Below are 24,728 nucleotides of genomic sequence, written 5' to 3'. Positions count from 1 at the left end.
CGGTTTGTCCCCCGGTCATGCTGGGTATTGCAGCATTGCTAACCTAGTTAGCAATACACTTCTCTAGCCATCTTACCCGCTTCTGGAGCCTCTCATGTCCTCGTCACAGTCCGCCGGTGCCAGCCGGATCGCGACGTTCCTCACCGGCAAGAAGGTCGCCTGGCTGGTGGCCCTCCTGCCCCTGCTGATGGCCGGGGCGGTGCTCGGTCTCGTCGGCGAGGGCGAGCGCACCACCGGCCCGACCGAGGGCCTGCCCGTCGGCTACGACAGCACCGAGGCGGTCGCACTCCAGGCCGAGCTGCCCGAGGACGAGGCGTCGGTGGCGATCGTCCTCTGGACCGCCGAGGACGGCAAGCTGAGCGAGCAGCAGCTCGGGACGATCCGCGGGCAGATCGGCCCGCTGATCGCGGAGATGACGGGGGCCGAGGGCCAGGGCTCCGGCCAGGGCTCCGGCCAGGGCTCCGGCCAGCCGGGCGGTGGCCGGCCTGGTCCGGACGAAGGCCCGTCGGGCGGTCCGGGCGGCGAGGAGTCGGGCCTCCAGGTCGCCGAGGACGGGACGGCGGCGTACGCCATCGTCCCGGTCGTCGCCGACACCTCCTCGGAGAACGCCGACCGGGTCGGCGAGCTGCGTGACCAGCTGGCCGAGGAGGTCCCCGACGGGGTCGAGGTCCAGGTGACCGGTCCGGCCGGCATCCAGGCCGACGTCGCCGCGGTCTTCGAGGGCGCCAACCTCCGGCTGCTGCTCGCCACCGCCGGGGTCGTGGCCCTGCTGCTGATCATCACCTACCGCAGCCCGGTGCTCTGGCTGATCCCGCTCACCGTGGTCGCTCTGGCCGACCGGTTCGCCGCGATCGTGGCGACCCAGGTGATGGAACGGATCAGCTACCTCACCTGGGACGAGTCGACGGTGGGCATCCTCAGCGTGCTGGTCTTCGGCGCCGGCACCAACTACGCCCTCCTGCTGATCTCCCGCTACCGCGAGGAGCTCAAGCGGCACGAGTCCCGGCACGCCGCCATGGCCCGCGCGCTGACCCGCACCGCGGAGCCGGTCTTCGCCAGCGCCACCACGGTCGTCCTGGGTCTGCTCACCCTGCTGCTCTCGGTCTTTCCCGCCACCCGCGGCCTGGGCGTTGCCTGCGCGATCGGCATCCTGATCGCGATGACCTTCGTGCTCCTGGTGCTGCCGGCCGCCCTGGTGGTCTTCGGCCGGTGGATCTTCTGGCCCAAGGTGCCGCACGTGGGCGACCGGGCCCTGGTCGACACCAAGTCGGTGTGGCGCCGGGTCGGCAACACCGTGGCCAAGCGCCCGCCGGCGTTCGTGGCCGGCACCCTGGTCGCGCTGGGCCTGATGATGGTCGGGCTCTTCCAGATCGACACGGGGCTGCGCCCGGCCGACCAGTTCCTCGACACCCCGGAGGCGATCACCGCCTCCGAGCGGCTGGGCGAGTCCTTCGCCGCCGGCCTCACCGACCCGGTCCAGGTGATCACCCGCGCCGACCCCGACGAGGTGGTGTCGACCGTCGAGGACGTCGACGGCATCACCTCGGCCCGGGTCACCACCCAGGCCGACGGGATCGCCCAGGTCGACGCCGTCCTGGACGCAGCGCCGGGCAGCGACGAGGCCCGGGAGACCGTGGGCGCTGTGCGGGAGGCGGTCGCGGACCTCGAGACGACGTACGTCGGCGGCGGCGACGCGGAGTCGGTGGACGAGAACGACGCGTCCGTGCGTGACCGGGTCCTGATCCTGCCGCTGATCCTGCTGCTGGTGCTCGGTGCGCTGATCATCCTGCTCCGCTCGCTGGTCGCGCCGGTGCTGCTGGTGCTCGCCGTGGTCGCGACCTACTCGGCGGCGATGGGCGCCTCGTGGTGGATCTTCACCGGCGTCTTCGGGTTCGACACGATGGACGTCGGGGTGCCGCTGCTGGCGTTCCTGTTCCTGGTGGCGCTCGGCGTCGACTACAGCATCTTCCTGGTCACCCGGGCCAAGGAGGAGGCGCGCGAGCACGGCACCGGCGAGGGGATGCTCCGGGCGCTGGCGGCCACCGGCGGCGTCATCACCAGCGCGGGCATCCTGCTGGCGGCGGTCTTCGCGGTGCTCGGGGTGCTGCCCCTGGTGGTGCTCGCCCAGCTCGGCGCGATCATCTGCCTCGGCGTCCTGCTCGACACCCTGGTGGTGCGGACCGTGCTGGTGCCGTCGCTCGCGCTCACCCTGGGTGACACGTTCTGGTGGCCGCGCAAGGTGCGCGACCCGCAGTCCCCGGTCGACGCCCAGCCGAAGGCTACGGTCAAGGCATGAGCGAGGAGACGCAGCAGGCCCAGGTCCGCGACAACCCCGACGAGAGCCGGTACGAGGTGCACCTCGACGGCGAGCTGGCGGGCTTCGCGGAGTACGAGTTCGACGACAAGCTGGTCGACTTCACCCACACCGAGGTCTTCGAGCAGTTCAGCGGCAAGGGGCTGGCCCAGCAGCTGGCCGCCGAGTCCCTGGACGACGTCCGCAGCCGCGGGCTGCAGGCGCTGCCGCACTGCGCGTTCTACGCCAAGTACCTGGCCAAGAACCCGGAGTACGTCGACCTGGTGCCGGCCGACCGCCGGGCCGAGTTCGACCTGGCCTGAGCGTGGGGGACGGCAGGCTCAGGCGTTCCTGAGCTTGCCGTCCAGCCAGATCCTGGCCGAGCCGACGAACCCCGCGGCCTCGTGCACCAGACGACCCAGGGCGTCCTGGCTGCGGCGGAAGGTCTCGCTGTAGCTGGCGGCGGCCGCCTTGGCGGCGTCGCTGACCTTGGCCTGGTCGTCCTCGCTGCGCAGCGGGAACCGGCCCGCGAGGATCTCGGTGTAGGCCCCGGACTCGGTCCACCGACGAAGCTCGGAGGCCCTGACCACCGCGAACGGGTGGGACTGCTGCTCGACCAGGAAGACCTTGAGCACGGAGTCGCGCAGGTCCTCGGTCTCGGTGTACTCGTGGGCCTGGGCGAAGAACGACGTGGGGTCGAGGTGCTCCAGGTCGCCGCCGGAGGCGAGCTTCATGTGCACCCGGGTCGCCGCCGCGGGGTTCTGCGCGGCCAGCAGCCCGGCCCGGTCGGCGGAGAGCTCGGCCTTGCGCGACCACTCCATCAGCGCCGCGACGATCCCGCGCAGGCCCAGAGACCCGCCCGGCACGGCGGCGAAGACGCCGGTGAGTCCGAGCAGCCGCTGCAGCAGGGTCTGGTAGACGGCGTGCCCGCTCAGGACGTGCCCGAGCTCGTGCCCCAGGACGAACCGCATCTCCTCCTCGTCGAGCAGCTGGACCAGACCGGAGTCGACGACGATCACCGGCTTCTCCATCCCCACCGCCACCGCCCCGAAGGTCGGCGCGGCGCGCACGTAGAGCTCGGGAATCGTGTCGGCGTCCAGCACCACCCCGACGTCGTGCAGCAGCCGGTGCAGCACCGGGAACTGGCGCTCGTCGGCCCGCACGGAGGAGCCGAGCAGCATCAGCCGCACGGTGCGCTCGCTGATCAGCCCGGACATCGCCTTGAGCACCGAGTCGAAGCCCTTGAGCTTGCGCAGGGCGACCAGGGCACCGGCGTCCGCCGGGTGCTCCCAGGCGCGCGAGCTGATGCCCGGAAGCGGGGTGCGGCTACGGACCGGGGTCTGCGTCATGCGCGGCATCCTTGCGCACCCCACCACGCCTGTCCCGAGTTCCGTCCAGATTCATCAGGACCGGCTGGCGCGTGCCACGATCCGGTCGTAGCGCGCGGCCATCTCGTCGGCCAGCGCCTTGGCCGCCGAGAGCGGCCGGACCATCACCATGAAGTCGTCGATCAGCCCGTCGGAGTCGAGGTGGAGGAAGTCGCACCCGGTCAGCTGCTTGTCGCCGACCCGCGCCTCGAAGACCAGGGCGTGGTCGCTCGCGTCGGCTCCCCCGATCTCGGTGACGTAGCGGAAGTCTGCGAAGACGTCGATCACCTCAGTGAGGATCGAGGCGGTGATCGCCTTGCCCGGGTACGGCGAGTGCGCCACCGGGCTGCGGAAGACCACGTCGTCGGCGAGCAGCGCGATCATCGCGTCGGCGTCGCGCGCCTCGACGGCGGCGCGGAACGCCCGTGCCGTCCCGGGGGCGGTGTCAGGAGCGGGCGGGGTCTGGGTCTGCGCATCGGCCATGGACGCAGCGTACGGCGACCCACGCGAGTGCGGTGGAGGTCACGGCCGCGGGATTCCCGGTTCCCTCCCGACGCGAACTAAGGTGACCCTTAGTTGCTAGGAAAGGCTGTTCGTCCCGATGTCCCCTGCCGTGCCGTCCACCGCCGTGCTGGAGTCGCTCGCCGACCGCACCGCCTCGACCGCCCGGCGGTTGCTGGCCGGGGCCGGCTCGGCCTCCCTCACCGCCTACCGGGACCACCCGGACGGCGCGTTGCCGGTGCTCGCGCACGGGGTGAGCGGTGACGGGGAGCTGGTCGTGGCGCTGGCCTCGGCCGGGATCTCGCTCTCGGCGACCGGCACCGACGTCCGGCTCGACGTACGGGTCGAGGCCCCGCAGGCGCTCGTGCGGATCGTGGCCGCCTCGATCCACCTGCTGGGCCGGGTCTCCTGGCTCGACGGCGCCGCGCTCGACCCGCAGACCCTCCCCGAGCCCGTCGCCCTGGTGGCCGCCGACCCGGCGGTGCGCGTCGGCCTCGTGCACAGCGACCGGGTGCTGGTGCACGACGCGGCGGGCGTGACGCCGTACGCGCTCGACGCCGTGGCCCTGCCCGCGCCGTCCTTCCCGTCACCCGGCGAGCGGCTCGAGGCCGCCGAGGCCATCGCCGGCCTCCCGGCCGAGCAGCTGGCCGCGCTGTGCGACGCGGTGGCCGAGCGACGCCTGCCGGGCCGCGTGCTCAGCGACCGGCCGACACCGGTGACCTCGCGGCACGCCCTGGGCGGCACCTTCTGCGTCGACGTCGACGCCCTGGGGGTCAACCTGATGCGGGTACGGCCGGGCGGCACCAGCGTGGTCTTCCTCCCGTTCCCCGAGCCGGTGGCCGACGTCGCGGGAGTACGCCGTCAGCTGACGATGCTGTCGGCTGGTGCGGCTCAGGAAGCCTCGTAGGTCTCGCAGAGCGCCGAGTCCCCGCCGACGGTGATCCCCTCGGCGTAGCACATCAGATCGCGGTTGTGGGTGCACTCGAGCCGCTGGCACGCTCCGACCGCGCCGTGCGCGGTGGGGATCCCGCCCCGCGCGTCGAGCGCCACGAAGGTCTCGCAGGCGGCGCTGCCGTCGGACCCGCCGACGCTGATCGCGCCGGCATGGCAGCCGTCGTGGTTGAACGAGCAAGCCGTGACCGTGCAGGTGGACACGGGAGCGAGGGACATGGGCATGGCGGCCTCCGAGGGGTGCGGTGCCAGAAGGTCCGACGCTACGAGCCCCCGCTGGGTGACACCAGGGTCCTGCGACCGTGGCGGAGTTCCTGCGCCCGGCGTAGCGTGCGGCTCAGCCGCCGAACTCCAGGCGCGCGGCCAGCACGGGGACGCCCTCGCCCTCCAGGTCGGCGAGCGCGGCGGACCGCCCCGCCATCGCCATCGCGATCGCCTCGCTCGGCCCGGCGACTCTCGAGCCCATCCCGTGCGACCACGGCTCGTCGGTGGTCTCCAGCTCCAGACCGGCGAGCCGGGCCTCGGGGACCACCCGCCGGGCGGGCTTGGTGACCAGGAAGTCGAGGGTCAGGTGCCACGCCGGCAGCTCGGGCATCACGTCCAGCCCCAGCGGCCGTGCGGCATCGCGCAGGTGCAGACAGGTGTCGGACATCGGACCGAGGGCCCCGACGATCGGCGCGCTGACCCGCTGGTGCGCCCGCTCCCGCAGCAGCCGGACGATCTCCTCGGTGGGACGCTGCGCAGCCTTGCGCGTGGTCGTGTCGATCATCCGGTCCAGGTCCCCCCGAGAGCTGACGAGCCCCTTGACCAGGTACCAGGCCGAGAACCCGCGCTCAGGCGGCACCAGGTGGGCGGCCACCTCGCGCACCGTCCAGCCCGCGCACAGGCTCGGCGTACGCCACTGCTCGGGCGTCAGCCCGGCGAACATCTCCGCGGCCAGGAGGCGGTTCCTCGTGGCGGCCGCGTAGACCTCTTCCTCGTCCTCCTGCGGCACCTTCATGCTTGGCAACGTACGGCGACCCCCGGCGGCGCACCAGGGACCATCGACCCGGCGCAGACCCGGTTCGGACGTGGCGCGGACCGCCGGCCGGATGGCAGGCTGCAACGCACCATCGGCCCTCGGGAGGTAGTTGCCATGTCCGTCGAAGGTCCCACCGGCGCCCAGGTCGCAGCCGCAGAGCCGAGCCCGCCGAAGTGGCGGGTGATCGGCCCCGGACTGGTGGTCGCCGCCACCGGCGTGGGCGCCGCCGACCTGGTCGCCACCCTGGTGGCCGGCAGCAAGTACGGCTACGCCCTGCTGTGGTGCGCCGTCCTGGGCTGCCTGATGAAGATCGTGCTGGTCGAGGGTGCGGGCCGGTACTCGCTCGCGACCGGACGGACGATCTTCGAGGGCTGGCAGTCGTTGGGCCGCTGGACGACCTGGTACTTCGGGATCTACGTCGTGATCTGGGGGTTCGTCTACGGCTCGGCGGCGATGGCCGGGACCGGGCTGCCCCTGCACTCGCTCCTCCCGGTGCTGGACGTGAAGTGGTGGGGGATCCTCAGCGGGCTCCTCGGCCTGCTGCTGGTGTGGTTCGGGCGCTACTCGGTGGTCGAGAAGGTGTGCGCGGTCCTGGTCGGGCTGATGTTCGTGGCGATGGTCGGGGCCGCGGCCCTCACCGTGCCGAACCTGCCGGACATGGCCGGCGGCCTGGTCCCGACGATCCCCGGGGACGGCGGCATCATCTACGTGCTCAGCCTCGCCGGCGGGGTGGGCGGCACCATCACCCTCGCCGCCTACGGCTACTGGCTGCGGGAGAAGGGCTGGGTCACGCCCCGGCACATGCGGGTGATGCGGATCGACAACGCCGTCGCCTACACGGTCACCGGCATCTTCGTGGTCGCCACGCTGATCGTGGGCGCCGAGCTGCTCTACTCGGCCAACGTCGCGATCTCGACCGGCGAGAAGGGGCTGCTCGACCTGGGTGAGGTGCTCGAGGACCGGTACGGCCGGTGGGCGGGCACGGTCTTCCTGGTCGGGTTCTGGGCGGCGGCGATGTCGTCGCTGATCGGTGTCTGGAACGGCGTCAGCCTGATGTTCGCCGACTTCGTGGCCAGGGCCCGGCACCTGCCCCCCGACGACCCGGACGGCCTGCACGGCGGCCGCTACTACCGCGGCTACATCCTGTGGCTCACCTTTCCGCCGATGGCGATGATGTTCCTCGGCCAGCCCGTGGGGCTGATCCTGGCCTACGGCGTGCTCGGGGCGTTCTTCATGCCGTTCCTCGCGGTCACCCTGCTCTGGCTGCTCAACACCGACCGGACGCCGACCGAGTGGCACAACAAGCTGTGGTCGAACGTCGCGATGACGCTCTGTGCCCTGACCTTCGTGGCCCTGGCCGCCAACGAGCTGTGGAACCAGCTCGCCAAGCTCGGGTGACGGGGCGACCCGACCGCGCCCTCCCGACCGCCCGGATGCCTCAGGACGGCAACCACGGGGTTGGATGACCGCATGCGAAGCGTCCACGTCGGGATCGGCCCCGTCACCCTGTCCGACGTCGTGGCCGTGGGCCGCGACGGTGCCGCCGTCGAGCTCACCGAGGAGGCGCTCGTCGGGATCGCCCGGGCCCGCCGGGTGATCGAGGACCTCGCCGCGGCGCCCACCCCGTCGTACGGCGTCTCCACCGGCTTCGGTGCGCTGGCGACCCGGCACATCCCGCCGGAGCGACGCCGTGACCTGCAGCGCTCGCTGGTCCGCTCCCACGCCGCGGGCTCCGGTCCGGAGGTGGAGCGCGAGGTGGTCCGGGCGATGATGCTGCTCCGGCTCTCCACCCTCGCCACCGGGCGGACCGGGGTCCGGCCGGAAACCGCGCAGCTGCTCGCCGACCTGCTCACCCACGGGATCACTCCGGTGGTGCACGAGTACGGCTCGCTGGGCTGCTCCGGCGACCTGTCGCCGCTCGCCCACTGCGCGCTGGCGCTGCTCGGGGAAGGGGAGGTGCGCGACTCCGCGGGCGTGCTGCGCCCGGCCGCCGACGCCCTGGCCGCCGCGGGACTGGCTCCGGTGGAGCTGGCGGAGAAGGAGGGGCTGGCGCTGATCAACGGCACCGACGGGATGCTGGGCATGCTGCTGCTGGCCCTGCACGACCTGCGGATGCTGCTGCGCACCGCCGACGTGACCACCGCGATGAGCGTCGAGGCCCAGCTGGGCACCGACCGGGTCTTCGCCGAGGAGCTGCAGGCACTCCGGCCGCACCCCGGCCAGGCCGCCTCCGCCGCCAACCTGCGGGTGCTGCTCGCGGACTCCGGCGTGGTCGCCTCGCACCGCGGCCCGGACTGCAACCGGGTCCAGGACGCCTACTCGCTGCGCTGCGCCCCGCAGGTCCACGGCGCGGCGCGCGACACCGTCGAGCACGCGGCCGGGGTGGCCGGCCGCGAGCTGGCCAGTGCGATCGACAACCCGGTCGTGCTGCTGGCCGCGGACGGCAGCGGCCGGGTGGAGTCCAACGGCAACTTCCACGGCGCGCCGGTGGGCTACGTGCTGGACTTCCTCGCGATCGCCGTCGCCGACGTCGCCTCGATGGCGGAGCGTCGCACCGACCGCTTCCTCGACCGAACCCGCAGCCACGGGCTGCCGCCGTTCCTCGCCGACGACCCCGGCGTCGACTCGGGCCTGATGATCGCCCAGTACACCCAGGCCGGCATCGTCTCGGAGCTCAAGCGCCTGGCCGTGCCGGCCAGCGTCGACTCCATCCCCTCCAGCGCGATGCAGGAGGACCACGTCTCGATGGGCTGGGCGGCGGGACGCAAGCTCCGTCGGGCGGTCGACGGGCTCACCCGGGTGCTGGCGATCGAGGCGATGGCCGCCGCTCGGGCGGTGGAGCTGCGAGGCACCCTGGGGTCGACCCGCGGGGTGTCCCCGTCGCCGGCGGCCGGCGCCGTCGTACGCCTGCTCCACGAGGCCGGAGTCGCCGGGCCGGGACCGGACCGCCGCCTCTCGCCGGAGATCGAGGCCTGCGTCGAGCTGGTCCGCACCGGTGCGGTGCTGGCGGCCGCCGAGTCCGTGGTGGGCGAGCTCGGCTGACGTGCTCGAGACGGGGCTCCGTCAGCCGAGAGCCGCCTTCAGCCTCACCTTGCCCGCCGGTCAGTCCCCGAGCTCGGCGGCCAGGAGCTCGCGGAAGGCCTCCACCTCGGTCGCCGGGCTCCGCTCCCGGCCCTCGAGCAACCGGTCGACCCCGCGCGACCACCGCGAGACCGACGCGGCGAGGTCGAGAGCGGCGGGCAGTCGCAGGAACCACTGGCGCCCAGCGGGGCGGGGCGGCAGCCCGGCGTCGACGAGCAGCTCGTCGACGTCCTGGTCGACCTCCGCCTGCTCTCGCGCGCTGCGCGGCCTGCTCCAGCTCCGGCTCATCCCACCCACCTCCTCGGTGACCTGCGTGACCGGTGACTCGCCGAGCGGCGCGGACGCCGCCCGGGCGCGCAGGCACCAGAGCACCAGGACCCCCGGCCCGTACTCGTCCACCGGCTGCCAGCGCTCTCCGGGCGGTGCCTCGGTCGGCGGTCCGTCGAGCAGCGGGACGTCGTCCCAGGAGTCAGTCATCTGCTCCCCCTCGTGCCCCGAGGTCCGACCTTCCCACAGACGACTCGAGGCCGGGACCCCATCTCTGGAGTCCCGGCCTCGGGTTCCGGGTCGAACCCGGATCTGCTGGTGCGCGAGGGGGGAGTTGAACCCCCACGTCCTTTCGGACACACGGACCTGAACCGTGCGCGTCTGCCTATTCCGCCACTCGCGCCAGAAGCGGGATCACCGTATCCCACCCCAACCCCGGCACCCAAACCGACGGCTCACGGACCCGTCGCGGACGTCGTGGCACCCGGGCTGCGACCATGCATCCCGATACGATCACGGGAAGTCCGACACCCGAGGACGGCTCGGACGGCAACGACGACGGAACAGGAGCGGGCGTGAGTGGCTTGCAGCGCTTCGAGCAGAAGCTCGAGCAGCTGATCTCCGGTGCCTTCGCGCGCGCCTTCCGCAGCGCCGTCCAGCCGGTGGAGATCTCCGCCGCGCTGCAGCGCGAGATCGACAACAACACCCAGATCCTCAGCCGCGACCGGCGCCTGGTGCCCAACGACTTCTCCGTCGAGCTCTCCGACACCGACCTGGAGCGGCTCTCGCCGTACGACAACGCGATGGCCCGCGACCTCGCCGACCAGCTGCAGGACCACGCCGACGCCCAGGGCTACGTGTTCCCCGGCCCGGTGCACATCGCCTTCGAGTCGGCCGAGGACCTGACCACCGGCAGGTTCCGGATCCGCAGCCGGGCCCAGGCCTCGGTCACCGGCGACGACCACCGCACCCGGCACCGCACCCCGCAGGTGCAGCTGGAGGTCAACGGCACCTCCCACCCGCTGCTGCCGCCGGGCGTGGTGATCGGCCGCGGCAGCGAGTCCGACATCCGGATCAGTGACCCCGGGATCAGCCGGCGGCACGTCGAGTTCGTGGTCGCCGACCGCCCCGGCGGTGCGCTGGACGTCTCGGTTCGCGACCTGGGGTCGACCAACGGGATGCTGGTCGACGGCCGCAAGATCGACCGGGCCCCGGTGACCGACGGCACGGTGGTGCGGATCGGCAACACCGAGCTCGTCGTCCGCGTCGTCCCCGACCCGACGGACAGGAGCTGACCCGGTGTCCGAGCTGACCCTGTTCCTGATCCGCTTCGCCTACCTGGCGGTGCTCTGGATCTTCGTGCTCTCCGCGGTCTCGGTGATCCGCTCGGACATGTTCGGCGCCCGGGTCCCCGAGGCTCGGGGGGCCAAGAAGAAGGGCGGCAAGCAGGCCAAGCCGGTCCGCCGCCGCGGCGCCCCCACCCACCTGGCTGTGGTCGAGGGGGCCAATGCCGGTGAGCGGGCCGACCTGGCTGCCGCCCCGCTGCTGATCGGCCGGGGCTCGGACGCGGCGATCCGCCTCGACGACGACTACGTCTCCACCCGGCACGCGCGGGTCGCCGCCTCGGGCGACCAGTGGTACGTCGAGGACCTGGGCTCGACCAACGGCACCTACGTCGGCGCCGCCCGGATCACCCAGCCCACCACCATCACCCTCGGTACCCAGGTGCGGATCGGCAAGACGATCCTCGAGCTCCGGAAGTAGGCCGCGTCGTGACCGACCCCGAGAACGACACCGTGGCGCGAGACCCGTCTCTGGCGCGCGGTCTGCCCCCGATCGAGGAGCAGGCCGACACCGCGGAGCGCGCCCGCGTGGCAGCGGGTCACACGGCGAAGAAGCTCAACTACGCGGCGATCTCCGACGTCGGCCGGGTGCGCAAGGACAACCAGGACAGCGGGTACGCCGGACCCTGGCTGCTCGCGGTCTGCGACGGGGTGGGGGGCGCCGCCCGCGGCGACCTCGCCTCCAGCACCGCCGTCTCCGTGCTGCGTCGGCTCGACGAGCCGCCCTCGCAGGCCGACGGGGAGGCGCTGCTCACCCGGGTCGCCGGTGCCCTGCACCGGGCGCACGACCGGATCGCGGAGCTGGTCGAGGAGGACCCCTCGATCTCCGGCACCAGCACCACCGCCACCCTGGCCGCCTTCGACGGCCACGTGCTGGGCCTGGGCCACGTCGGCGACAGCCGCGCCTACCTGTGGCGCCAGGGCGAGATCTCCCAGCTCACCCACGACCACACCTTCGTGCAGGGGCTGATCGACGAGGGCCGGATCACCGAGGCCGAGTCGCGAGTGCACCCGCACCGCAACCTGATCCTCAAGGCGCTCGACGGGGTGCACGACCCGGCCCCCGACCTGTTCACCGTCGAGCTGGTCGAGGGCGACCGGATCCTGCTGTGCAGCGACGGCGCCTCCGGGGTCCTCGAGGACGACCGGCTGGGCACCATCCTGGCCACCGGCACCCCGGACTACGCAGCGGTCGAGCTGGTGCGCGCCAGCCTGGAGGCAGGCAGCTCCGACAACGTGACCTGCATCGTCGCCGACGTGGTGGCCTCCACCGACCCGGCACCCGACGAGCTGACCCCGCTGCTGGTGGGCGCCGCCGCCGAGCTGCCCCGCCGCAGCACCGGCGGCGTCAACCCGACCGGTGGCCCCGTGCCCGGCGCCGGCCACGGCGGGCAGCAGCCGGATCCCTCCGGCGGACGGGCGGCGACCGCGGTGGCCGACCGACCCTCGGCTCTGGACCCGCAGGAGCCGTTCGACCCCGAGGCCGTGCGCTACGCCCCCCGTCCCCCGCAGCGGTTCATCTGGCTGCGTCGGCTCCTGGTCACCCTGGTGGTGGCCGGCATCGCCTGGGTGGGCCTGGCCGTGGCCTGGCACTGGAGCCAGCAGCAGTTCTACGTCGGCGAGCAGGACGGCGTGGTGACGATTTTCCGCGGGATCAACGCCGAGGTGCCGGGCATCGAGCTCTCCAGCCCCTACGAGACCACCGACATCTCCCTGGACAACCTCTCGGAGTACGACGCCAACCAGGTCCGCGAGGGCATCGAGGCAGACGACCTGGCGAAGGCGGAGCAGGTGGTCGACAACCTGGCCGCCCAGCAGCTCCCCGACTGAGCCGGGTCCACCCGAGGCCCGCACCCATGCACCCAGACCACACGCCGAGAACACGACGAGGAGCCGAGCCGCACCCGTGAGCCAGACCGGAGCCCTGATGGGATTCGTGCACCGCCGTCGGCGGGGCGCGGAGCTCTTCCTGCTCGTGCTCGCCCTCGCGGTGGGCATCGGGGCGTACGCGGCCGTCGGCCTGGGGGTCGACGGCGAGGTGCCGGTCAACCTGATCGGCTACGGCGGCTGGCTGACCGCCCTGGTGCTGGCCGCCCACTTCACGCTCCGCTTCTTCGCCCCGTACGCCGACCCCGTGCTGCTCCCGGTGGTCGCCGCGCTCAACGGCCTCGGCCTGGCGATCATCTACCGGCTCGACCTGGCCAAGGAGGCCGCGGGTCGCCCCCACGACTTCGCCCAGCAGCAGCTGATCTGGATGACCCTCGGGGTGGGGCTCTTCATCGGCACGATGGTGCTGGTCCGCGACCACCGGGTGCTCCAGCGGTTCACCTACACCAGCGCGCTGGCCGCGGTGGTGCTGCTGCTGCTGCCGCTGGTCCCGGGCCTGGGCTACAGCAACTTCGGCGCCCAGATCTGGATCCGGGTCGGCCCGTTCAGCTTCCAGCCCGGCGAGCTGGCCAAGGTGCTGCTGGTGATCGCGATCGCCGGCTACCTGGTGCTGCACCGCGACGCGCTGGCCCTGGCCGGGCGTCGGTTCCTCTTCCTCGACCTGCCGCGCGGTCGCGACCTCGGTCCGATCCTGGCGATGTGGGTGGTCAGCCTCGGCATCCTGGTCTTCCAGCGCGACCTCGGCTCCAGCCTGCTCTTCTTCGGCCTCTTCCTGGTGATGCTCTACGTGGCCACCGAACGGGCCGGCTGGCCGGTGGTCGGGCTGGTCCTCTTCTCCGGCGGCGCCTTCCTGGGCTACCAGCTCTTCGGCCACGTACGGAACCGCTTCAACATCTGGCTCGACCCGATGGCCTACTACGACGCGACCCCCGGCTCGTTCCAGCTGGTCGAGGGCCTCTTCGGGATGGCCTGGGGCGGGCTGATCGGCCGCGGCTTCGGCGAGGGCCGCCCGGACCGGGTGCCGGTGGCGGAGTCGGACTTCATCATCGCCTCGATCGGCGAGGAGCTGGGCCTGACCGGGGTGATGGCGGTGCTGCTGCTCTACGCCCTCATCGTGGAGCGGGCGCTGCGCACCGCGCTGATCTGCCGCGACGGGTTCGGCAAGCTGGTCGCGACCGGTCTGGCCGCAGTCATCGCGCTCCAGGTCTTCGTGGTCGTCGGCGGCGTCACCGGCCTGATCCCGCTGACCGGCCTGACCACGCCGTTCCTCTCCTACGGCGGCTCGTCGCTGGTCGCCAACTGGGTGATCGTCGCGCTGATCGCGCGGATCTCCGACCAGGCCCGGCGCCCACCGCCGGACCTCTCCCCCGACTCCGGCCCGACCGACGACGACGCGACCCAGGTGGTGAGGCTGCGATGAACAAGCCCATCCGCACCGTGGCGACCTTCTGCCTGCTCCTCTTCCTGGCCCTGCTCGCCAACTCCACCTACCTGCAGTACTGGAAGGCCGGAGAGCTCGGCGACGACCCGCTCAACCGGCGCGTGATCGAGGCGGCGTTCTCCCGCGAGCGCGGCCCGATCCTGGTCGGCCGGCAGGCGATCGCGGAGTCGGTGCCCAGCGACGACAAGTACGAGTACCAGCGCGTGTACCCGCGCCCCTTCCTCTACGCACCGGTGACCGGGGCGTTCACCTACTTCGACCAGACCGGGCTGGAGCGCAGCCAGAACGCGGTCCTCTCCGGCGAGGACTCGCGCCTGTTCGTCACCCGGCTGGTCGACATGCTCAGCAACACCGAGCCGCAGGGCGGCAGCGTGCAGGTGACCATCAACCCCGCGGCCCAGCAGGCGGCGTACGACGGGCTGGAGGCGCTGCCCGGCGACGTCGAGGGTGCGGTGGTCGCCCTGGAGCCGAGCACCGGCAAGATCCTGGCGATGGTCTCGGTGCCCAGCTACGACCCCAACCGGCTGGCCAGCCACCGCCTCGGCGAGGTGACCACCGCGCAGACCGAGCTCGACAAGGCTCCCGGCGACCCGCTGCTCAACCGCGGTACCTCCACCCGGCTGCCGCCCGGGTCGGTCTTCAAGATCGTCACCGCCGCCGCGGCGATCGAGTCCGGCAAGTACGACGCGTCCTCGCTGGTGCCCGGCGGCGCCAGCTACCAGCTGCCGCTGACCACCGGCGAGACCGGCCTGCTCGACAACGAGGGCCGGGCCTGCGGCACCGACCGGATCCCCTTCGCCCAGGCGATGGAGAACTCCTGCAACACCACCTTCGCCCAGCTGGCCGTCGAGCTCGGCGTCGACGCGATGCGCGACCAGGCCGACAAGTTCGGCTTCAACCGGCAGTACTTCGAGGAGCTGCGGCAGGCCACCTCGATCTACCCCGAGGAGATGGACGAGGCCCAGCTGGGCCAGTCGGGCATCGGCCAGTTCGAGGTCGCCGCCACTCCGCTGCAGATGGCGATGGTGGCCGCCGGCGTGGCCAACGGCGGGTCGGTGATGAAGCCCTACCTGGTCGACAAGGTCAGCTCGCCCAGCCTGCAGGTGCTCGACCAGACCGAGCCCGAGGAGCTGAGCCGGGCGGTCTCCTCGGCGACCGCACGCGGCCTGACCGACCTGCTGGTCTCGACCGTCGAGAGCGGCACCGCCTCCCCCGCGGCGATCCCCGGGGTCTCGGTGGCGGGCAAGACCGGGACCGCGCAGAGCGGGCTCGACGACGTCCCGCCGTACGCCTGGTTCACCTCGTTCGCGCCGGCCGACGACCCGCAGGTCGCCGTCGCGGTGATGATCCAGAAGGCCGACATCCCCCGGGGCGAGATCGCCGGAGGACGCCTCGGCGGACCGATCGCGAAGGCTGTCATGGAAGCGGTGATCACCCAGTGAACGAGCACCCGGGTACCCACAACGGCGGCCAGGACGGCCCCGAGCGGTGGGTCGACGACGCCCAGCGCTACCGGCTGGACTCGCGGATCGCCACCGGCGGCATGGGCGAGGTCTGGCGCGCCACCGACACGGTCCTGGGCCGCACGGTCGCGGTCAAGCTGCTCAAGGCCGAGTACGCCGACGACGCGACCTTCCGCTCGCGGTTCGAGACCGAGGCACGGCACGCCGCGGCACTCTCCCACCCGGGCATCGCCGCGGTCTACGACTTCAGCCAGGCGCACCCCGACGACGGGTCGGGGGCGCCGCGGCCCTACCTGGTGATGGAGCTGGTCGAGGGCCAGCCCCTCTCCCAGCTGCTGCGTCCCGGCCAGCCGCTGGACCCCGACGTCACCCGCGACCTGCTGGCCCAGGTCGGCGACGCCCTCGGCGCCGCGCACCGGGCCGGGATCGTGCACCGCGACGTCAAGCCGGCCAACCTGCTCGTGACCCCCGACCGCCGGGTCAAGGTCACCGACTTCGGCATCGCCCGGGCGGCCGAGGGGATGGCGCTCACCCAGACCGGCCAGGTGATGGGCACCCCGCAGTACCTCTCCCCCGAGCAGGCCGAGGGCGGCCGGGCGACCGCCGCCTCCGACGTCTACTCCCTCGGCGTGGTGGCCTACGAGTGCCTGACCGGGCGCCGCCCGTTCGTGGGCGAGACGCCGGTGACCACCGCGCTGGCCCACCTGCGTCAGCCCGTGCCCGAGCTCCCCGCCTCGGTCCCGCCCGCCCTCGCGGCGGTGGTGAGCCGGGCGCTGGCCAAGGACCCGGCGGCCCGGTTCGCCGACGGCACCGCGTTCGCCGCCGCCCTGCGCGACCCCGCCTCGGCGGCTGCCACCGGCGCGGTCGGCGTCACCGAGCAGGCCACCACCGTGCTGGCCCCGCCCGACCCGGGCGCGACGGCGATGCTGCCGACCACCTCGGCGCAGCCGGTGACCGGGCAGACGGGCCAGATCCCCCAGACGGGGCAGACCGGCGCGATCCCGACCGACGAGGACCCCGACGAGGAGCGGCGCCGCCGGCGGCGCGCCTGGATCATCGCCGTCGTCGCCGTGGTGGTGCTGGCCCTGCTCGCCGCCGGCCTGTGGGCCTGGTCCCAGAACCAGGGCGACGAGGACCCCGGTCGTCCGGAGCCCACCCGCTCCCAGCGGCCTTCGCCGACCGAGGAGTCGAGCCCGGCCACGGTGGAGGTGCGCGAGTCCGACTACGTGGGGCGCGACCTGCGCGAGGTGGTGCGTGAGCTGACCCGGCTGGGCCTCCAGGTGGTCCGAGACGAGCGGACCAACCCCGGCGACGAGCGGTTCCGTGAGGTGCTCTCGGTCAATCCGACCGGCACGCTGAACCGCGGGGACCGGGTCACGGTCTCCTACTGGGGCGAGCAGCCGGAGCCCACCGAGGAGCCCACCCCGACCCCGACCCCGACGCCGACGCCCACCCCGACGCCGACTCCCACCCCGGAGCCGACGCCCACCCCGACTCCCACGCCGACGCCGACCCCGACGCCCGAGCCCACCCCGGCCGAGGAGACGACGCCGGCCGCACCGCAGAGCCCGGCCGGCGACCGCACGCCGGGACGCGAGCGCGAGACCACCGACAGCACCGACGACAACATCAGCCAGAGCCCGAGGAACCAGTGATGAGCAACGCAGGGTCGACGACGGTCGGCGGTCGCTACGAGCTGGGCGAGCTGCTCGGCCGCGGCGGGATGGCCGAGGTCCGCAAGGGCATCGACACCCGACTGGGCCGCACCGTGGCGGTCAAGCGGCTGCGCACCGACCTGGCCAGCGACGCCACCTTCCAGGCCCGGTTCCGCCGCGAGGCGCAGTCCTCGGCCTCCCTCAACCACCCCTCCATCGTCTCGGTCTACGACACCGGCGAGGAGTGGTCGGACGACGGCAGCCCCGAAGGCGGCGTCTCCCAGCCCTACATCGTGATGGAGTACGTCGCCGGCCGCACGCTGCGCGACATCCTGCGGGAGGGGCGCAAGATCCTGCCGGAGCGGGCGCTGGAGATCACCAGCGACGTGCTGGCCGCGCTCGACTACAGCCACCGCGCCGGGATCATCCACCGCGACATCAAGCCGGGCAACGTGATGCTCACCCCCAGCGGCGACGTCAAGGTGATGGACTTCGGGATCGCCCGCGCGGTCTCCGACGCTTCCAACACGATGACCCAGACCGCGGCGGTCGTGGGCACCGCGCAGTACCTCTCCCCCGAGCAGGCCCGCGGCGAGACCGTCGACTCCCGCTCGGACGTCTACTCCACCGGCTGCCTGCTCTACGAGCTGCTCACCGGCCGCCCGCCGTTCATCGGCGACAGCCCGGTCGCGGTGGCCTACCAGCACGTCCGCGAGCCCGCGGCTCCGCCGTCCGACCACGACGCCGACCTGCCGCCGGAGATCGACGCGATCGTGCTCAAGGCGCTGGCCAAGCGGGTCGAGGACCGCTACCAGAGCGCCTCGGCCATGCGCGCCGACATCGAGCGCTACCTGGCCGGCCAGCAGGTGACGGTGGCCCAGCCGCCCGCATCGCCGCCCCCGGCCGCGCCGACCGCCCCAGTGAGCCTGCCGCAGACTCCCCCGCCCGGCGACGACGACGGTCCCGACCGGCACCGCACCGCCGTCCTGGTCGGGATCGCGCTGGCCGCGATCGCCGTGATCGCGCTCGCCGCCTGGGGCATCCCCAAGCTCTTCTTCGCCCCGGCCGAGCAGGTGCGGGTGCCGGACCTGATCGGCATGACCGAGGCCGAGGCCCGGGCGGCGATCCGCGACGAGGGACTGGTCGTCGGGGAGCCGCAGTACGAGGCCTCCGCCGACGCGGCCGCCGACGAGGTGATCCGGCAGCAGCCCAACGACACCTACGTCGACCCTGGCACGGTCATCAGCATCACCGTCTCCACCGGAGCACCGATGGTGGAGGTGCCGTTCCTGGTGGGCCAGGACCGCGAGGCCGCCAAGGAGGTGCTGAGCAAGCGCAACCTCAAGGTCAAGATGGAGGAGCGCGAGTCCGACGAGCCGCGCGGCCAGGTGGTGGAGATCAGCCCCGAGGCCGGGCAGCAGGTGCCGGAGGGCACCGTCGTGACGCTCTTCTTCTCCGACGGCCCCGAGCAGATCCCCCAGGTGGTGGGGATGCGGCGCCAGGAGGCGGTCAAGGCGCTCGAGGCCCTCAACTTCGTGCCCGAGGTGGTGGAGACCGCCGAGACGACCGAGCCGCGGGGACAGGTGGTCGGCCAGACCCCGGAGGCGGGCCGCGAGGCGCCCGAGGGCAGCACGGTGGTCATCTACGTCTCCAGTTACGAGGAGCCGACCGAGACCCCCGAGCCGACGCCGACAGCTCCGACGGAGACGCCGACGGCGACCGAGACGCCGGTCGTGCCGCCGCCCGAGGCGCCGACCCCCGGCGGGTAGCGGCGCTCAGCCGTCGATCGGCTGGGCGTAGCGGATGTCGAGCAGGCCGTCGTACGGCGGCGCGGTCTTGAAGTCCTCGACCGCGACGTCCCAGCCGACCGCGATCTGCGGGTCGAAGGCCGCGTCGCGGTAGGCGTCGAGGTAGGTGTCGCCCTCCAGCGCGCGCAGGATGTCGCCCTGGTCCCCGATCGCGGTGATCACGTACGGCGGGGAGTACGGCACACCCTGGAGCTGGACCGTGTTGCCGGAGCACTTGATCCCGGTGGTCGAGATCAGCCGCTGACCCTGCAGGGTGACCGCGGTGGCCCCGCCGGACCACATCGCGTTGACCACCGCCTGCAGGTCCTGCTGGTGGACCACCAGGTCGTTGATGGTGTCGCCGTCCGCCTCGGCGATCAGCTCGGCCGGGGCGTCGTCGAGGGTCACGGTGACCGCGGGGCCGGAGCGCGGGGTCAGCCCCGCGGGGTCCTGGAGCACGTCGATCTCGGCGTTGAACCGGTTGACCGCACGGTCGCCCAGGTTCTGGGAGAGCTGCTCGTTCTGCCGGGTGAGCTCGCCGACCCGGGCGGTGAGCGCGGTCGCCTCGTCGGACTCCGCCTCGACGTAGGAGGCCAGGTCGGTGTAGCGGGTGGGGCGCAGGTCGCCGCCGTCGCTGTTGGCGGCGCTGACCGCGAGCAGCACGCCGCACAGCACGAAGACCGCCGGAGTCGCGAGACGCCACCGCCGGCGCGCGGGGGACTCGTGGGTCGACGGCTCCATGACGACTACGCTAGCCCTCGCCCACCAACGATCCACGAGGAGCACCCAGGTGTCCAAGAGCAAGTCCAACCGGGAGACCACCGTCGAGACGACAGGACGCTCGTTCCCCTGGCGGTTCGCCCTCGCGATCCTGCTGGTCGTGGCCGGCATCGCGTGGATCGCCTACTACTACGCCGTCGTGCGCGTCGACCCGACCGCGGTCCCCGTGCCCGAGGCCGGCAAGCCCGCCTTCATGGCCGACCTCGGCATGTGGAACTACCTGATCGGCTTCGGCGCCGTGATGCTCGGCCTGGCCGTCTCGGCCCACCCCTCCACCCCGCTGGGTCGGGGCAACGGCGTGGTCGTCGGGATGGTCGGGTGCTTCATCCTCGGCCTGATCTGGATCTGCACGTTCTACATCTTCAGCGGCGACAAGCTCGACAACGTCTGGGTGCTCAACGACCTGGGCAACTACAACCTGCTGGTCGGGATCGGCTTCATGGCCGTGGGCTTCACCTTCGCCACCCGCTGGGAGTGAGCCGATCCCCGGCTCTGCACCGGGCCTTTACCCACAGCTGGGGATAACCCTGGGGAGAATTACACACGTGTAGTTATCCACAGGTTCTCCCCAGCTGTGGAGGAATTTCCCCCAGGCACCGCGCGTCGGATCCCCAGGGGAGTCCCGCGTCCACAGGGCCGCGACACCGCTCAGGAGAGCATCGCCGCGCGGGTCGCGAAGGCCACCGCGAGCAGCACCGCGGTCGCCGCGAACCCGGCCGCCTGCCACCAGCCGCGGTGCTTGCCGCGCGGGGACCAGACGATCATCGCCGCCCCCAGCGCGCCGCCCAGCAGTCCGCCGAGGTGGCCCTGCCAGGAGATCCCCGGGAAGGTCACGGTGAAGACCAGGTTGATCCCGAGCAGCCAGAGCAGGCCGCGCAGGTCGCCCCCGACCTTGAGCGCGAGCACGGCCAGGGCGCCCATCAGCCCGAACACCCCGCCGGAGGCGCCCAGCGTGCTGCCCCCGGGGTCGGCGAGCCAGAAGATCGTGGCACCCGCGGTCAGGGTGGAGAGCAGGTAGACGGCGAGGAAGCGCACGCGACCGAGCGCGGCCTCGACCGGCGGACCGAGCACCCACAGGCCCAGGCAGTTCAGGGCGATGTGCCACACGTCGACGTGGACGAAGCCGTGGGTCACCGCCATCCACCAGGAGCCGTCGGCGAGGCCGTCGACCCAGGTGGTGTCCGGGATGGTCGCGCAGCTCGCCTGGTCGACCCCGGGGTAGTAGCCGCCGCCGGTCTCGCAGCGGCCCTGGGGCAGCAGCATCAGCCGGTCGGCGAGCCAGGAGCTGCGGGCCCCGGTGAGCAGGACCCCCACCCAGACCGCGAGGTTGATCGCGATCAGCGCGATGGTCGTCTGGCGCGGGTCGTGCGAGCGGCGACCGCCGTACGTCGCCTGGCCGGCCCGAGTGGTGCGGGCGCCCTCGGCCACGCACTCGGGGCACTGGAACCCGACGGCGGCGTCGCGCATGCAGTCGGGGCAGATCGGGCGCTCACAGCGCTGGCAGCGGATCCAGGTCTCGCGGTCGGGGTGCCGATAGCACGTCGGCACCCCGACCCCGGACTGTGCGGGCTCGCTCACGAGCTCACGTCACGCAGGTGGGTCAACGCGTGATCTCGACGGACTCGATCACGACGTCGTCCTTGGGGCGGTCCATCGCGCCCGTGGGGACCTTGGCGATCGCGTCGACCACGTCGCGCGAGGCCTGGTCGGCGACCTCGCCGAAGATCGTGTGCTTCATGTTCAGGTGCGGGGTCGGGGTCACGGTGATGAAGAACTGCGACCCGTTGGTGCCCGGTCCGGCGTTGGCCATCGCCAGCAGGTAGGGCTTGTCGAAGACGAGCTCGGGGTGCACCTCGTCCTTGAAGGTGTAGCCCGGGCCGCCCATCCCGCGGCCCAGCGGGCAGCCGCCCTGGATCATGAAGCCGTCGATCACCCGGTGGAAGATCAGGCCGTCGTAGAAGCGCTCGCCGGAGCGACCGGCGTCGTCCCGGTACTCCTTGGTGCCCTCCGCCAGCCCGACGAAGTTGTCGACGGTCTCCGGCGCGTGGTTCGGGAACAGATTGATGACGATGTCACCCTTGTTGGTCTTCAGGGTGGCCTTCGGCTCAGCCATGAGTGCCTCTCAGTCAAGTGGGTACACGAGCAGTTGCTGTCCGATCTTTCCACGGCCGCCAAGGCGTCCGAGGCGCGACCGTACCCCTGGCCGCCGCCCGGGCAGCGTGGTGAGATGGGGAACCCCCACCGAGAGAGGTTGACGAGATGCGAATCCGCAGGCAGAAGAAGACTCTGCTGGAGAAGGCCCAGATCAAGGCTCAGGACGTTGCCGAGCAGGTCCGACCGCAGGTCGAGTCCGCTCTGGAGACGGCCCGGACCTCGGCCCAGGAGGCGCGCACGCAGGCCGCCCCCTACCTGGCGCAGGGCAAGATCGCAGCGGCCGACAAGGCCGTCGTCGCCGCCGAGAAGACCCAGGCTGCCGCTGGCAAGGCCTCGATCGTGGCGGGCGCCGCCGCGGCCAAGGCCGCGCAGGTGACCGCGGAGAAGGCCGGCCTGGCCAAGGAGGTCGCTGCTTCCAAGGCGGCCGAGCTGCGTGGCCAGGAGACGGCCGAGCAGAAGAAGGGCGGCAAGCTCAAGAAGCTGCTGCTGATCGGCGGGGCGACCGCCCTGGGCGGTCTGGTCTTCAGCAAGGTCCGGGGCGGCAAGGACGACAAGTGGCAGAGCTCCTACGTGCCGCAGGCGCCGCCGACCGGTGCGCCGACCACCGGGACGACGCCCGCCACGGGTGCCGCGGTCGGGGGTGCCGGCGTTGCTGGCGGGACTACTGCCGGGACTGCTGCCGGCGGGACGGACGACGTCGCCGGCGCCGACCCGAGCGAGGCGCTCGCCGACGCGACCGACACGCCGCACCGCGCGACCGACCCGGACGCTCCGGCCGACATCATCGACCTGGACGACGTCCCGGGCGACAGCTCGCGCCCCTGACCCGCTCCCGAGCAGGTCGTACGACCTCCGACGCCCCGTTGAGCCCGGCTCAGCGGGGCGCCGGCGTCAGGTCGGTGGGACGGTTCTCGTCCACCCAGGTGTCGATCCGCGCCCACCAGTCGTAGAGCCACTCGATCTGCGCGTCCCGATCGGCCGGGATCTCCGCGCGGGGCACCTGCCACCAGCGCATCACCAGCTCCTTGTCCATCGGGAGCTCGCGCCACACGTCACCGACGGTGAGCATGTGGTCCAGGCCGGTGTGGGCGACCATCAGCACGTCGGCCTCGGGGGCGGCCTCCAGCGCCGCCAGGAACCCGCCGGGCCGGGGCGCGAGCACGTGGATCATCCGGCTGGCCCGGTCCGCCATCCCCCGCATTCCCAGGCGCTGGAGCCGGTCGATCGCCTTCTCCCGGCGGGCGGGGGTGAAGTTGCCGCCCTCGGGGAAGATCACGAACGCGTCGTCGGTGTCGAGCTCGCGGGCCAGGCCGGCGATCTGCGCCTCCAGGTCCTCACCCCGCTCCGGGTTCGGCGAGATGAACCTGGCCGGCAGCCGGTGCAGCAGGACCGAGATCGCCGGGTCCCAGGCGAGGGTGTCCTTGAGCACCACCCGAGGCTCCCGGCCGTACCAGTGCATCAGCGCGTACATCAGGGTGAACGAGTCGCCCGGTCCCGCGTGCCGGCAGCAGACCAGCACCGGGTGGTCGGGGAACCGTGCCGGGGTGGGCCCGTCGGTGGTGATCCGCAGCCGGAGCACCCGCCGGGCCTCGCGGAAGAGCACCACGAGCAGCCCCTCGACCAGCTCGTAGTGCAGGCCGGCGAAGTACGGCGAGCGGATCCGCCGGCCGAACCCGCTGGCCAGCCACCAGGCAAGGAGCACCACCAGGAGCAGCGCCTCCGCGGTCAGGTAGACCAGGGCGAGCCAGGCGATCCGCGGCAGCCGCCACCGGCCGGGCAGCAGCGGGGAGAGCGCTGCGGCCACGATCAGCCACAGCGGCAGCGTCACCCACGCGAGCAGCGCCAGCCCGACCACGGCGGGCGCGACCAGGAAGCGCTGGAGCAGCCATGCGAGCCGACTGCTCATGGCAGGTGGGTGCGCAGGTGGTCGCGGGCCGCGGCGTACGTCTGCTCGATCCGCCGCTCCACGCTGGCGAAGTCCCGGTGGGCCAGGAGCGAGTCGTCCTTGGACGAGGTGCCGGCCGCGGGCAGCACGTGCGCGGTCACCCCGTCGGGCAGGGCGGCGAGCTCGCGGACGAACCGGTGCCGCCGGGCGATCTCGAAGGAGACCCGGGCGACCTCCCACGGCTTGGTGGGCGGGGTCAGCGGTCGGTCCACCCGGCCCACCTGGAGCACGAAGACCCGGGTGGCACCCAGCTCGACCGCGCGGCCCAGGGGGATGGAGTTGACGATGCCCCCGTCCAGGTAGTGCTCGTCGCCGACCCGGGCGGGCGGGAGCAGTCCGGGGACGGCGGCGCTCGCCACCACCGCCTCGACCACCGGCCCGGAGTCGAACCAGTGCTCGGCGGAGCGCTCGATGCTGGCCGCGCACACCTGGAACCGGACCGGGAGCTCCTCGAACCGCACGTCGCCGAGCTCCTCGCGGAGCAGCCGGGTGAGCGGGGCGGAGGAGTAGACGTGCGTGCGCGACGAGAGCGCTCGGCGCACCGTGCGCAGCGGGCGGTCGCCGTACACCTCACGCCCGGTGGCGGCGGTGGCCCAGAGCCTGGTCAGCCGCTCCACCACCGCGGGGGTGGGGTCCTGGGCGACCAGGGCGCCGTTGAGCGCCCCGATGCTGGTGCCGACCACGAGGTCGGGGGTGATGCCGTGCTCCAGCAGGGCGCGGAGCATGCCCACCTCGACCGCCCCCAGCACCCCGCCGCCGCCGAGGACGAACGCGGTGGTGGTCACCGGGGAA

The 24,728-nt window shown here is 72.7% G+C and carries 24 protein-coding genes and 1 tRNA gene; 14 read left to right on the top strand and 11 right to left on the bottom strand.

From position 1 onward, the window contains the following. The first annotated feature begins 94 nt into the window (after nucleotides 1-94). The gene (locus H8838_RS00185) at nucleotides 95-2,296 is read left to right on the top strand and encodes an MMPL family transporter (protein WP_224766284.1); all 2,202 of its coding nucleotides are present in this window, start codon (nucleotides 95-97) and stop codon (nucleotides 2,294-2,296) included. Further along, a complete protein-coding gene (locus H8838_RS00180) occupies nucleotides 2,293-2,616 on the top strand; it encodes a GNAT family N-acetyltransferase (RefSeq protein ID WP_185995536.1) in 324 nt (107 codons plus the stop codon). The genes H8838_RS00185 and H8838_RS00180 overlap by 4 nt, the downstream gene beginning before the upstream one ends. 18 nt (nucleotides 2,617-2,634) lie before the next feature. Here the strand turns inward: H8838_RS00180 and H8838_RS00175 are convergent, their stop codons facing one another. Together H8838_RS00175 and H8838_RS00170 are read right to left on the bottom strand one after the other, a co-directional pair. Further along, the gene (locus H8838_RS00175; protein ID WP_185995537.1) at nucleotides 2,635-3,642 is read right to left on the bottom strand and encodes a M48 family metallopeptidase; all 1,008 of its coding nucleotides are present in this window, start codon (nucleotides 3,640-3,642) and stop codon (nucleotides 2,635-2,637) included. 54 nt (nucleotides 3,643-3,696) lie between these two features. Next, a complete protein-coding gene (locus H8838_RS00170) occupies nucleotides 3,697-4,143 on the bottom strand; it encodes a nuclear transport factor 2 family protein (protein WP_181310076.1) in 447 nt (148 codons plus the stop codon). Between the two features lie 118 nt (nucleotides 4,144-4,261). On the opposite strand from H8838_RS00170, the gene H8838_RS00165 reads away from it, so the two are divergent. Further along, nucleotides 4,262-5,068, top strand: coding sequence for a hypothetical protein (locus H8838_RS00165; RefSeq protein ID WP_185995538.1), 807 nt, complete (start codon nucleotides 4,262-4,264; stop codon nucleotides 5,066-5,068). Here the strand turns inward: H8838_RS00165 and H8838_RS00160 are convergent. Then, nucleotides 5,053-5,337, bottom strand: a complete 285-nt coding sequence (locus H8838_RS00160; protein ID WP_224766283.1) for a DUF1540 domain-containing protein — start codon at nucleotides 5,335-5,337, stop codon at nucleotides 5,053-5,055. The two genes, H8838_RS00165 and H8838_RS00160, sit on opposite strands and share 16 nt — an antisense overlap. A 112-nt stretch (nucleotides 5,338-5,449) precedes the next feature. After that, entirely contained in the window at nucleotides 5,450-6,112 is a 663-nt protein-coding gene (locus H8838_RS00155; RefSeq protein ID WP_185995539.1) for a maleylpyruvate isomerase family mycothiol-dependent enzyme, read from the bottom strand. Nucleotides 6,113-6,247: 135 nt separating this feature from the next. On the opposite strand from H8838_RS00155, the gene H8838_RS00150 reads away from it, so the two are divergent. Together H8838_RS00150 and hutH are read left to right on the top strand one after the other, a co-directional pair. Further along, nucleotides 6,248-7,531, top strand: a complete 1,284-nt coding sequence (locus H8838_RS00150) for an Nramp family divalent metal transporter (RefSeq protein WP_185995540.1) — start codon at nucleotides 6,248-6,250, stop codon at nucleotides 7,529-7,531. A 72-nt stretch (nucleotides 7,532-7,603) separates the two neighbouring features. Next, a complete protein-coding gene (gene hutH / locus H8838_RS00145) occupies nucleotides 7,604-9,175 on the top strand; it encodes a histidine ammonia-lyase (RefSeq protein WP_185995541.1) in 1,572 nt (523 codons plus the stop codon). A 60-nt stretch (nucleotides 9,176-9,235) separates the two neighbouring features. Here the strand turns inward: hutH and H8838_RS00140 are convergent, their stop codons facing one another. Both H8838_RS00140 and H8838_RS00135 read right to left on the bottom strand, forming a co-directional pair. Further along, the gene (locus H8838_RS00140; protein WP_185995542.1) at nucleotides 9,236-9,691 is read right to left on the bottom strand and encodes a DUF5956 family protein; all 456 of its coding nucleotides are present in this window, start codon (nucleotides 9,689-9,691) and stop codon (nucleotides 9,236-9,238) included. 106 nt (nucleotides 9,692-9,797) lie between these two features. Next, nucleotides 9,798-9,884: transfer RNA gene (locus tag H8838_RS00135), tRNA-Leu, on the bottom strand. A 172-nt stretch (nucleotides 9,885-10,056) separates the two neighbouring features. On the opposite strand from H8838_RS00135, the gene H8838_RS00130 reads away from it, so the two are divergent. The 7 genes from H8838_RS00130 (at nucleotide 10,057) to pknB (ending at nucleotide 19,039) form a co-directional block, all read left to right on the top strand. Continuing rightward, complete coding sequence (locus H8838_RS00130; protein ID WP_185995543.1) at nucleotides 10,057-10,776, top strand: FhaA domain-containing protein; 720 nt, start codon at nucleotides 10,057-10,059, stop codon at nucleotides 10,774-10,776. Nucleotides 10,777-10,780: 4 nt separating this feature from the next. After that, nucleotides 10,781-11,245: an FHA domain-containing protein FhaB/FipA gene (locus tag H8838_RS00125; protein WP_181310083.1), complete on the top strand. Its 465-nt coding sequence runs from the start codon at nucleotides 10,781-10,783 to the stop codon at nucleotides 11,243-11,245. A gap of 8 nt (nucleotides 11,246-11,253) precedes the next feature. Then, nucleotides 11,254-12,654: a PP2C family protein-serine/threonine phosphatase gene (locus H8838_RS00120; RefSeq protein ID WP_224766282.1), complete on the top strand. Its 1,401-nt coding sequence runs from the start codon at nucleotides 11,254-11,256 to the stop codon at nucleotides 12,652-12,654. Nucleotides 12,655-12,730: 76 nt separating this feature from the next. Continuing rightward, on the top strand, nucleotides 12,731-14,131 hold the full coding sequence (locus tag H8838_RS00115) for an FtsW/RodA/SpoVE family cell cycle protein (protein ID WP_224766281.1): 1,401 nt from the start codon (nucleotides 12,731-12,733) through the stop codon (nucleotides 14,129-14,131). Beyond that, nucleotides 14,128-15,594, top strand: coding sequence for a peptidoglycan D,D-transpeptidase FtsI family protein (locus tag H8838_RS00110; RefSeq protein WP_181310084.1), 1,467 nt, complete (start codon nucleotides 14,128-14,130; stop codon nucleotides 15,592-15,594). The genes H8838_RS00115 and H8838_RS00110 overlap by 4 nt, the downstream gene beginning before the upstream one ends. After that, entirely contained in the window at nucleotides 15,591-17,270 is a 1,680-nt protein-coding gene (locus H8838_RS00105) for a serine/threonine-protein kinase (protein WP_224766280.1), read from the top strand. The genes H8838_RS00110 and H8838_RS00105 overlap by 4 nt, the downstream gene beginning before the upstream one ends. Continuing rightward, nucleotides 17,270-19,039 carry a Stk1 family PASTA domain-containing Ser/Thr kinase gene (gene pknB, locus H8838_RS00100; protein WP_185995544.1) on the top strand — a complete coding sequence of 590 codons (1,770 nt, stop codon included), beginning with the start codon at nucleotides 17,270-17,272 and terminating at the stop codon, nucleotides 19,037-19,039. The genes H8838_RS00105 and pknB overlap by 1 nt, the downstream gene beginning before the upstream one ends. A 6-nt stretch (nucleotides 19,040-19,045) precedes the next feature. On the opposite strand, the gene H8838_RS00095 is transcribed toward pknB, so the two are convergent. Next, nucleotides 19,046-19,798: a DUF881 domain-containing protein gene (locus H8838_RS00095; RefSeq protein WP_181310087.1), complete on the bottom strand. Its 753-nt coding sequence runs from the start codon at nucleotides 19,796-19,798 to the stop codon at nucleotides 19,046-19,048. Between H8838_RS00095 and H8838_RS00090 the strand changes: the two genes are divergently transcribed. Continuing rightward, nucleotides 19,797-20,315: a cell division protein CrgA gene (locus H8838_RS00090; RefSeq protein WP_181310088.1), complete on the top strand. Its 519-nt coding sequence runs from the start codon at nucleotides 19,797-19,799 to the stop codon at nucleotides 20,313-20,315. The genes H8838_RS00095 and H8838_RS00090 overlap by 2 nt on opposite strands. Nucleotides 20,316-20,485: 170 nt before the next feature. Here H8838_RS00090 and H8838_RS00085 read toward each other — a convergent pair whose 3' ends face one another. Together H8838_RS00085 and H8838_RS00080 are read right to left on the bottom strand one after the other, a co-directional pair. Continuing rightward, the gene (locus tag H8838_RS00085) at nucleotides 20,486-21,415 is read right to left on the bottom strand and encodes a rhomboid family intramembrane serine protease (protein WP_219923893.1); all 930 of its coding nucleotides are present in this window, start codon (nucleotides 21,413-21,415) and stop codon (nucleotides 20,486-20,488) included. A gap of 22 nt (nucleotides 21,416-21,437) precedes the next feature. Further along, nucleotides 21,438-21,950, bottom strand: coding sequence for a peptidylprolyl isomerase (locus tag H8838_RS00080; RefSeq protein WP_181310089.1), 513 nt, complete (start codon nucleotides 21,948-21,950; stop codon nucleotides 21,438-21,440). Nucleotides 21,951-22,096: 146 nt separating this feature from the next. On the opposite strand from H8838_RS00080, the gene H8838_RS00075 reads away from it, so the two are divergent. Then, on the top strand, nucleotides 22,097-22,816 hold the full coding sequence (locus tag H8838_RS00075; protein ID WP_185995545.1) for a hypothetical protein: 720 nt from the start codon (nucleotides 22,097-22,099) through the stop codon (nucleotides 22,814-22,816). A 49-nt stretch (nucleotides 22,817-22,865) separates the two neighbouring features. Here the strand turns inward: H8838_RS00075 and H8838_RS00070 are convergent, their stop codons facing one another. Together H8838_RS00070 and H8838_RS00065 are read right to left on the bottom strand one after the other, a co-directional pair. Beyond that, nucleotides 22,866-23,897, bottom strand: coding sequence for a 1-acyl-sn-glycerol-3-phosphate acyltransferase (locus H8838_RS00070; protein WP_181310091.1), 1,032 nt, complete (start codon nucleotides 23,895-23,897; stop codon nucleotides 22,866-22,868). Next, nucleotides 23,894-24,721 carry a patatin-like phospholipase family protein gene (locus H8838_RS00065; RefSeq protein WP_224766279.1) on the bottom strand — a complete coding sequence of 276 codons (828 nt, stop codon included), beginning with the start codon at nucleotides 24,719-24,721 and terminating at the stop codon, nucleotides 23,894-23,896. Before H8838_RS00065 ends, H8838_RS00070 begins: the two co-directional genes overlap by 4 nt. Nucleotides 24,722-24,728 lie beyond the last annotated feature (7 nt).

Origin of the sequence: Nocardioides campestrisoli, from assembly GCF_013624435.2 — a bacterium.
GTDB classification, from domain to species: Bacteria; Actinomycetota; Actinomycetes; order Propionibacteriales; family Nocardioidaceae; genus Nocardioides; species Nocardioides campestrisoli.
This window is presented reverse-complemented; position numbering and strand designations above follow the sequence as displayed.

Excerpts from the sequence above, each read along its gene's own strand:
- H8838_RS00185 (WP_224766284.1), top strand. The coding sequence starts at position 95 with ATGTCCTCGTCACAGTCCGCCGGTGCCAGCCGGATCGCGACGTTCCTC.
- H8838_RS00180 (WP_185995536.1), top strand. The coding sequence starts at position 2,293 with ATGAGCGAGGAGACGCAGCAGGCCCAGGTCCGCGACAACCCCGACGAG.
- H8838_RS00175 (WP_185995537.1), bottom strand. The coding sequence starts at position 3,642 with ATGACGCAGACCCCGGTCCGTAGCCGCACCCCGCTTCCGGGCATCAGC.
- H8838_RS00170 (WP_181310076.1), bottom strand. The coding sequence starts at position 4,143 with ATGGCCGATGCGCAGACCCAGACCCCGCCCGCTCCTGACACCGCCCCC.
- H8838_RS00165 (WP_185995538.1), top strand. The coding sequence starts at position 4,262 with ATGTCCCCTGCCGTGCCGTCCACCGCCGTGCTGGAGTCGCTCGCCGAC.
- H8838_RS00160 (WP_224766283.1), bottom strand. The coding sequence starts at position 5,337 with ATGCCCATGTCCCTCGCTCCCGTGTCCACCTGCACGGTCACGGCTTGC.
- H8838_RS00155 (WP_185995539.1), bottom strand. The coding sequence starts at position 6,112 with ATGAAGGTGCCGCAGGAGGACGAGGAAGAGGTCTACGCGGCCGCCACG.
- H8838_RS00150 (WP_185995540.1), top strand. The coding sequence starts at position 6,248 with ATGTCCGTCGAAGGTCCCACCGGCGCCCAGGTCGCAGCCGCAGAGCCG.
- hutH (WP_185995541.1), top strand. The coding sequence starts at position 7,604 with ATGCGAAGCGTCCACGTCGGGATCGGCCCCGTCACCCTGTCCGACGTC.
- H8838_RS00140 (WP_185995542.1), bottom strand. The coding sequence starts at position 9,691 with ATGACTGACTCCTGGGACGACGTCCCGCTGCTCGACGGACCGCCGACC.
- H8838_RS00110 (WP_181310084.1), top strand. The coding sequence starts at position 14,128 with ATGAACAAGCCCATCCGCACCGTGGCGACCTTCTGCCTGCTCCTCTTC.
- pknB (WP_185995544.1), top strand. The coding sequence starts at position 17,270 with ATGAGCAACGCAGGGTCGACGACGGTCGGCGGTCGCTACGAGCTGGGC.
- H8838_RS00090 (WP_181310088.1), top strand. The coding sequence starts at position 19,797 with ATGACGACTACGCTAGCCCTCGCCCACCAACGATCCACGAGGAGCACC.
- H8838_RS00095 (WP_181310087.1), bottom strand. The coding sequence starts at position 19,798 with ATGGAGCCGTCGACCCACGAGTCCCCCGCGCGCCGGCGGTGGCGTCTC.
- H8838_RS00080 (WP_181310089.1), bottom strand. The coding sequence starts at position 21,950 with ATGGCTGAGCCGAAGGCCACCCTGAAGACCAACAAGGGTGACATCGTC.
- H8838_RS00075 (WP_185995545.1), top strand. The coding sequence starts at position 22,097 with ATGCGAATCCGCAGGCAGAAGAAGACTCTGCTGGAGAAGGCCCAGATC.
- H8838_RS00070 (WP_181310091.1), bottom strand. The coding sequence starts at position 23,897 with ATGAGCAGTCGGCTCGCATGGCTGCTCCAGCGCTTCCTGGTCGCGCCC.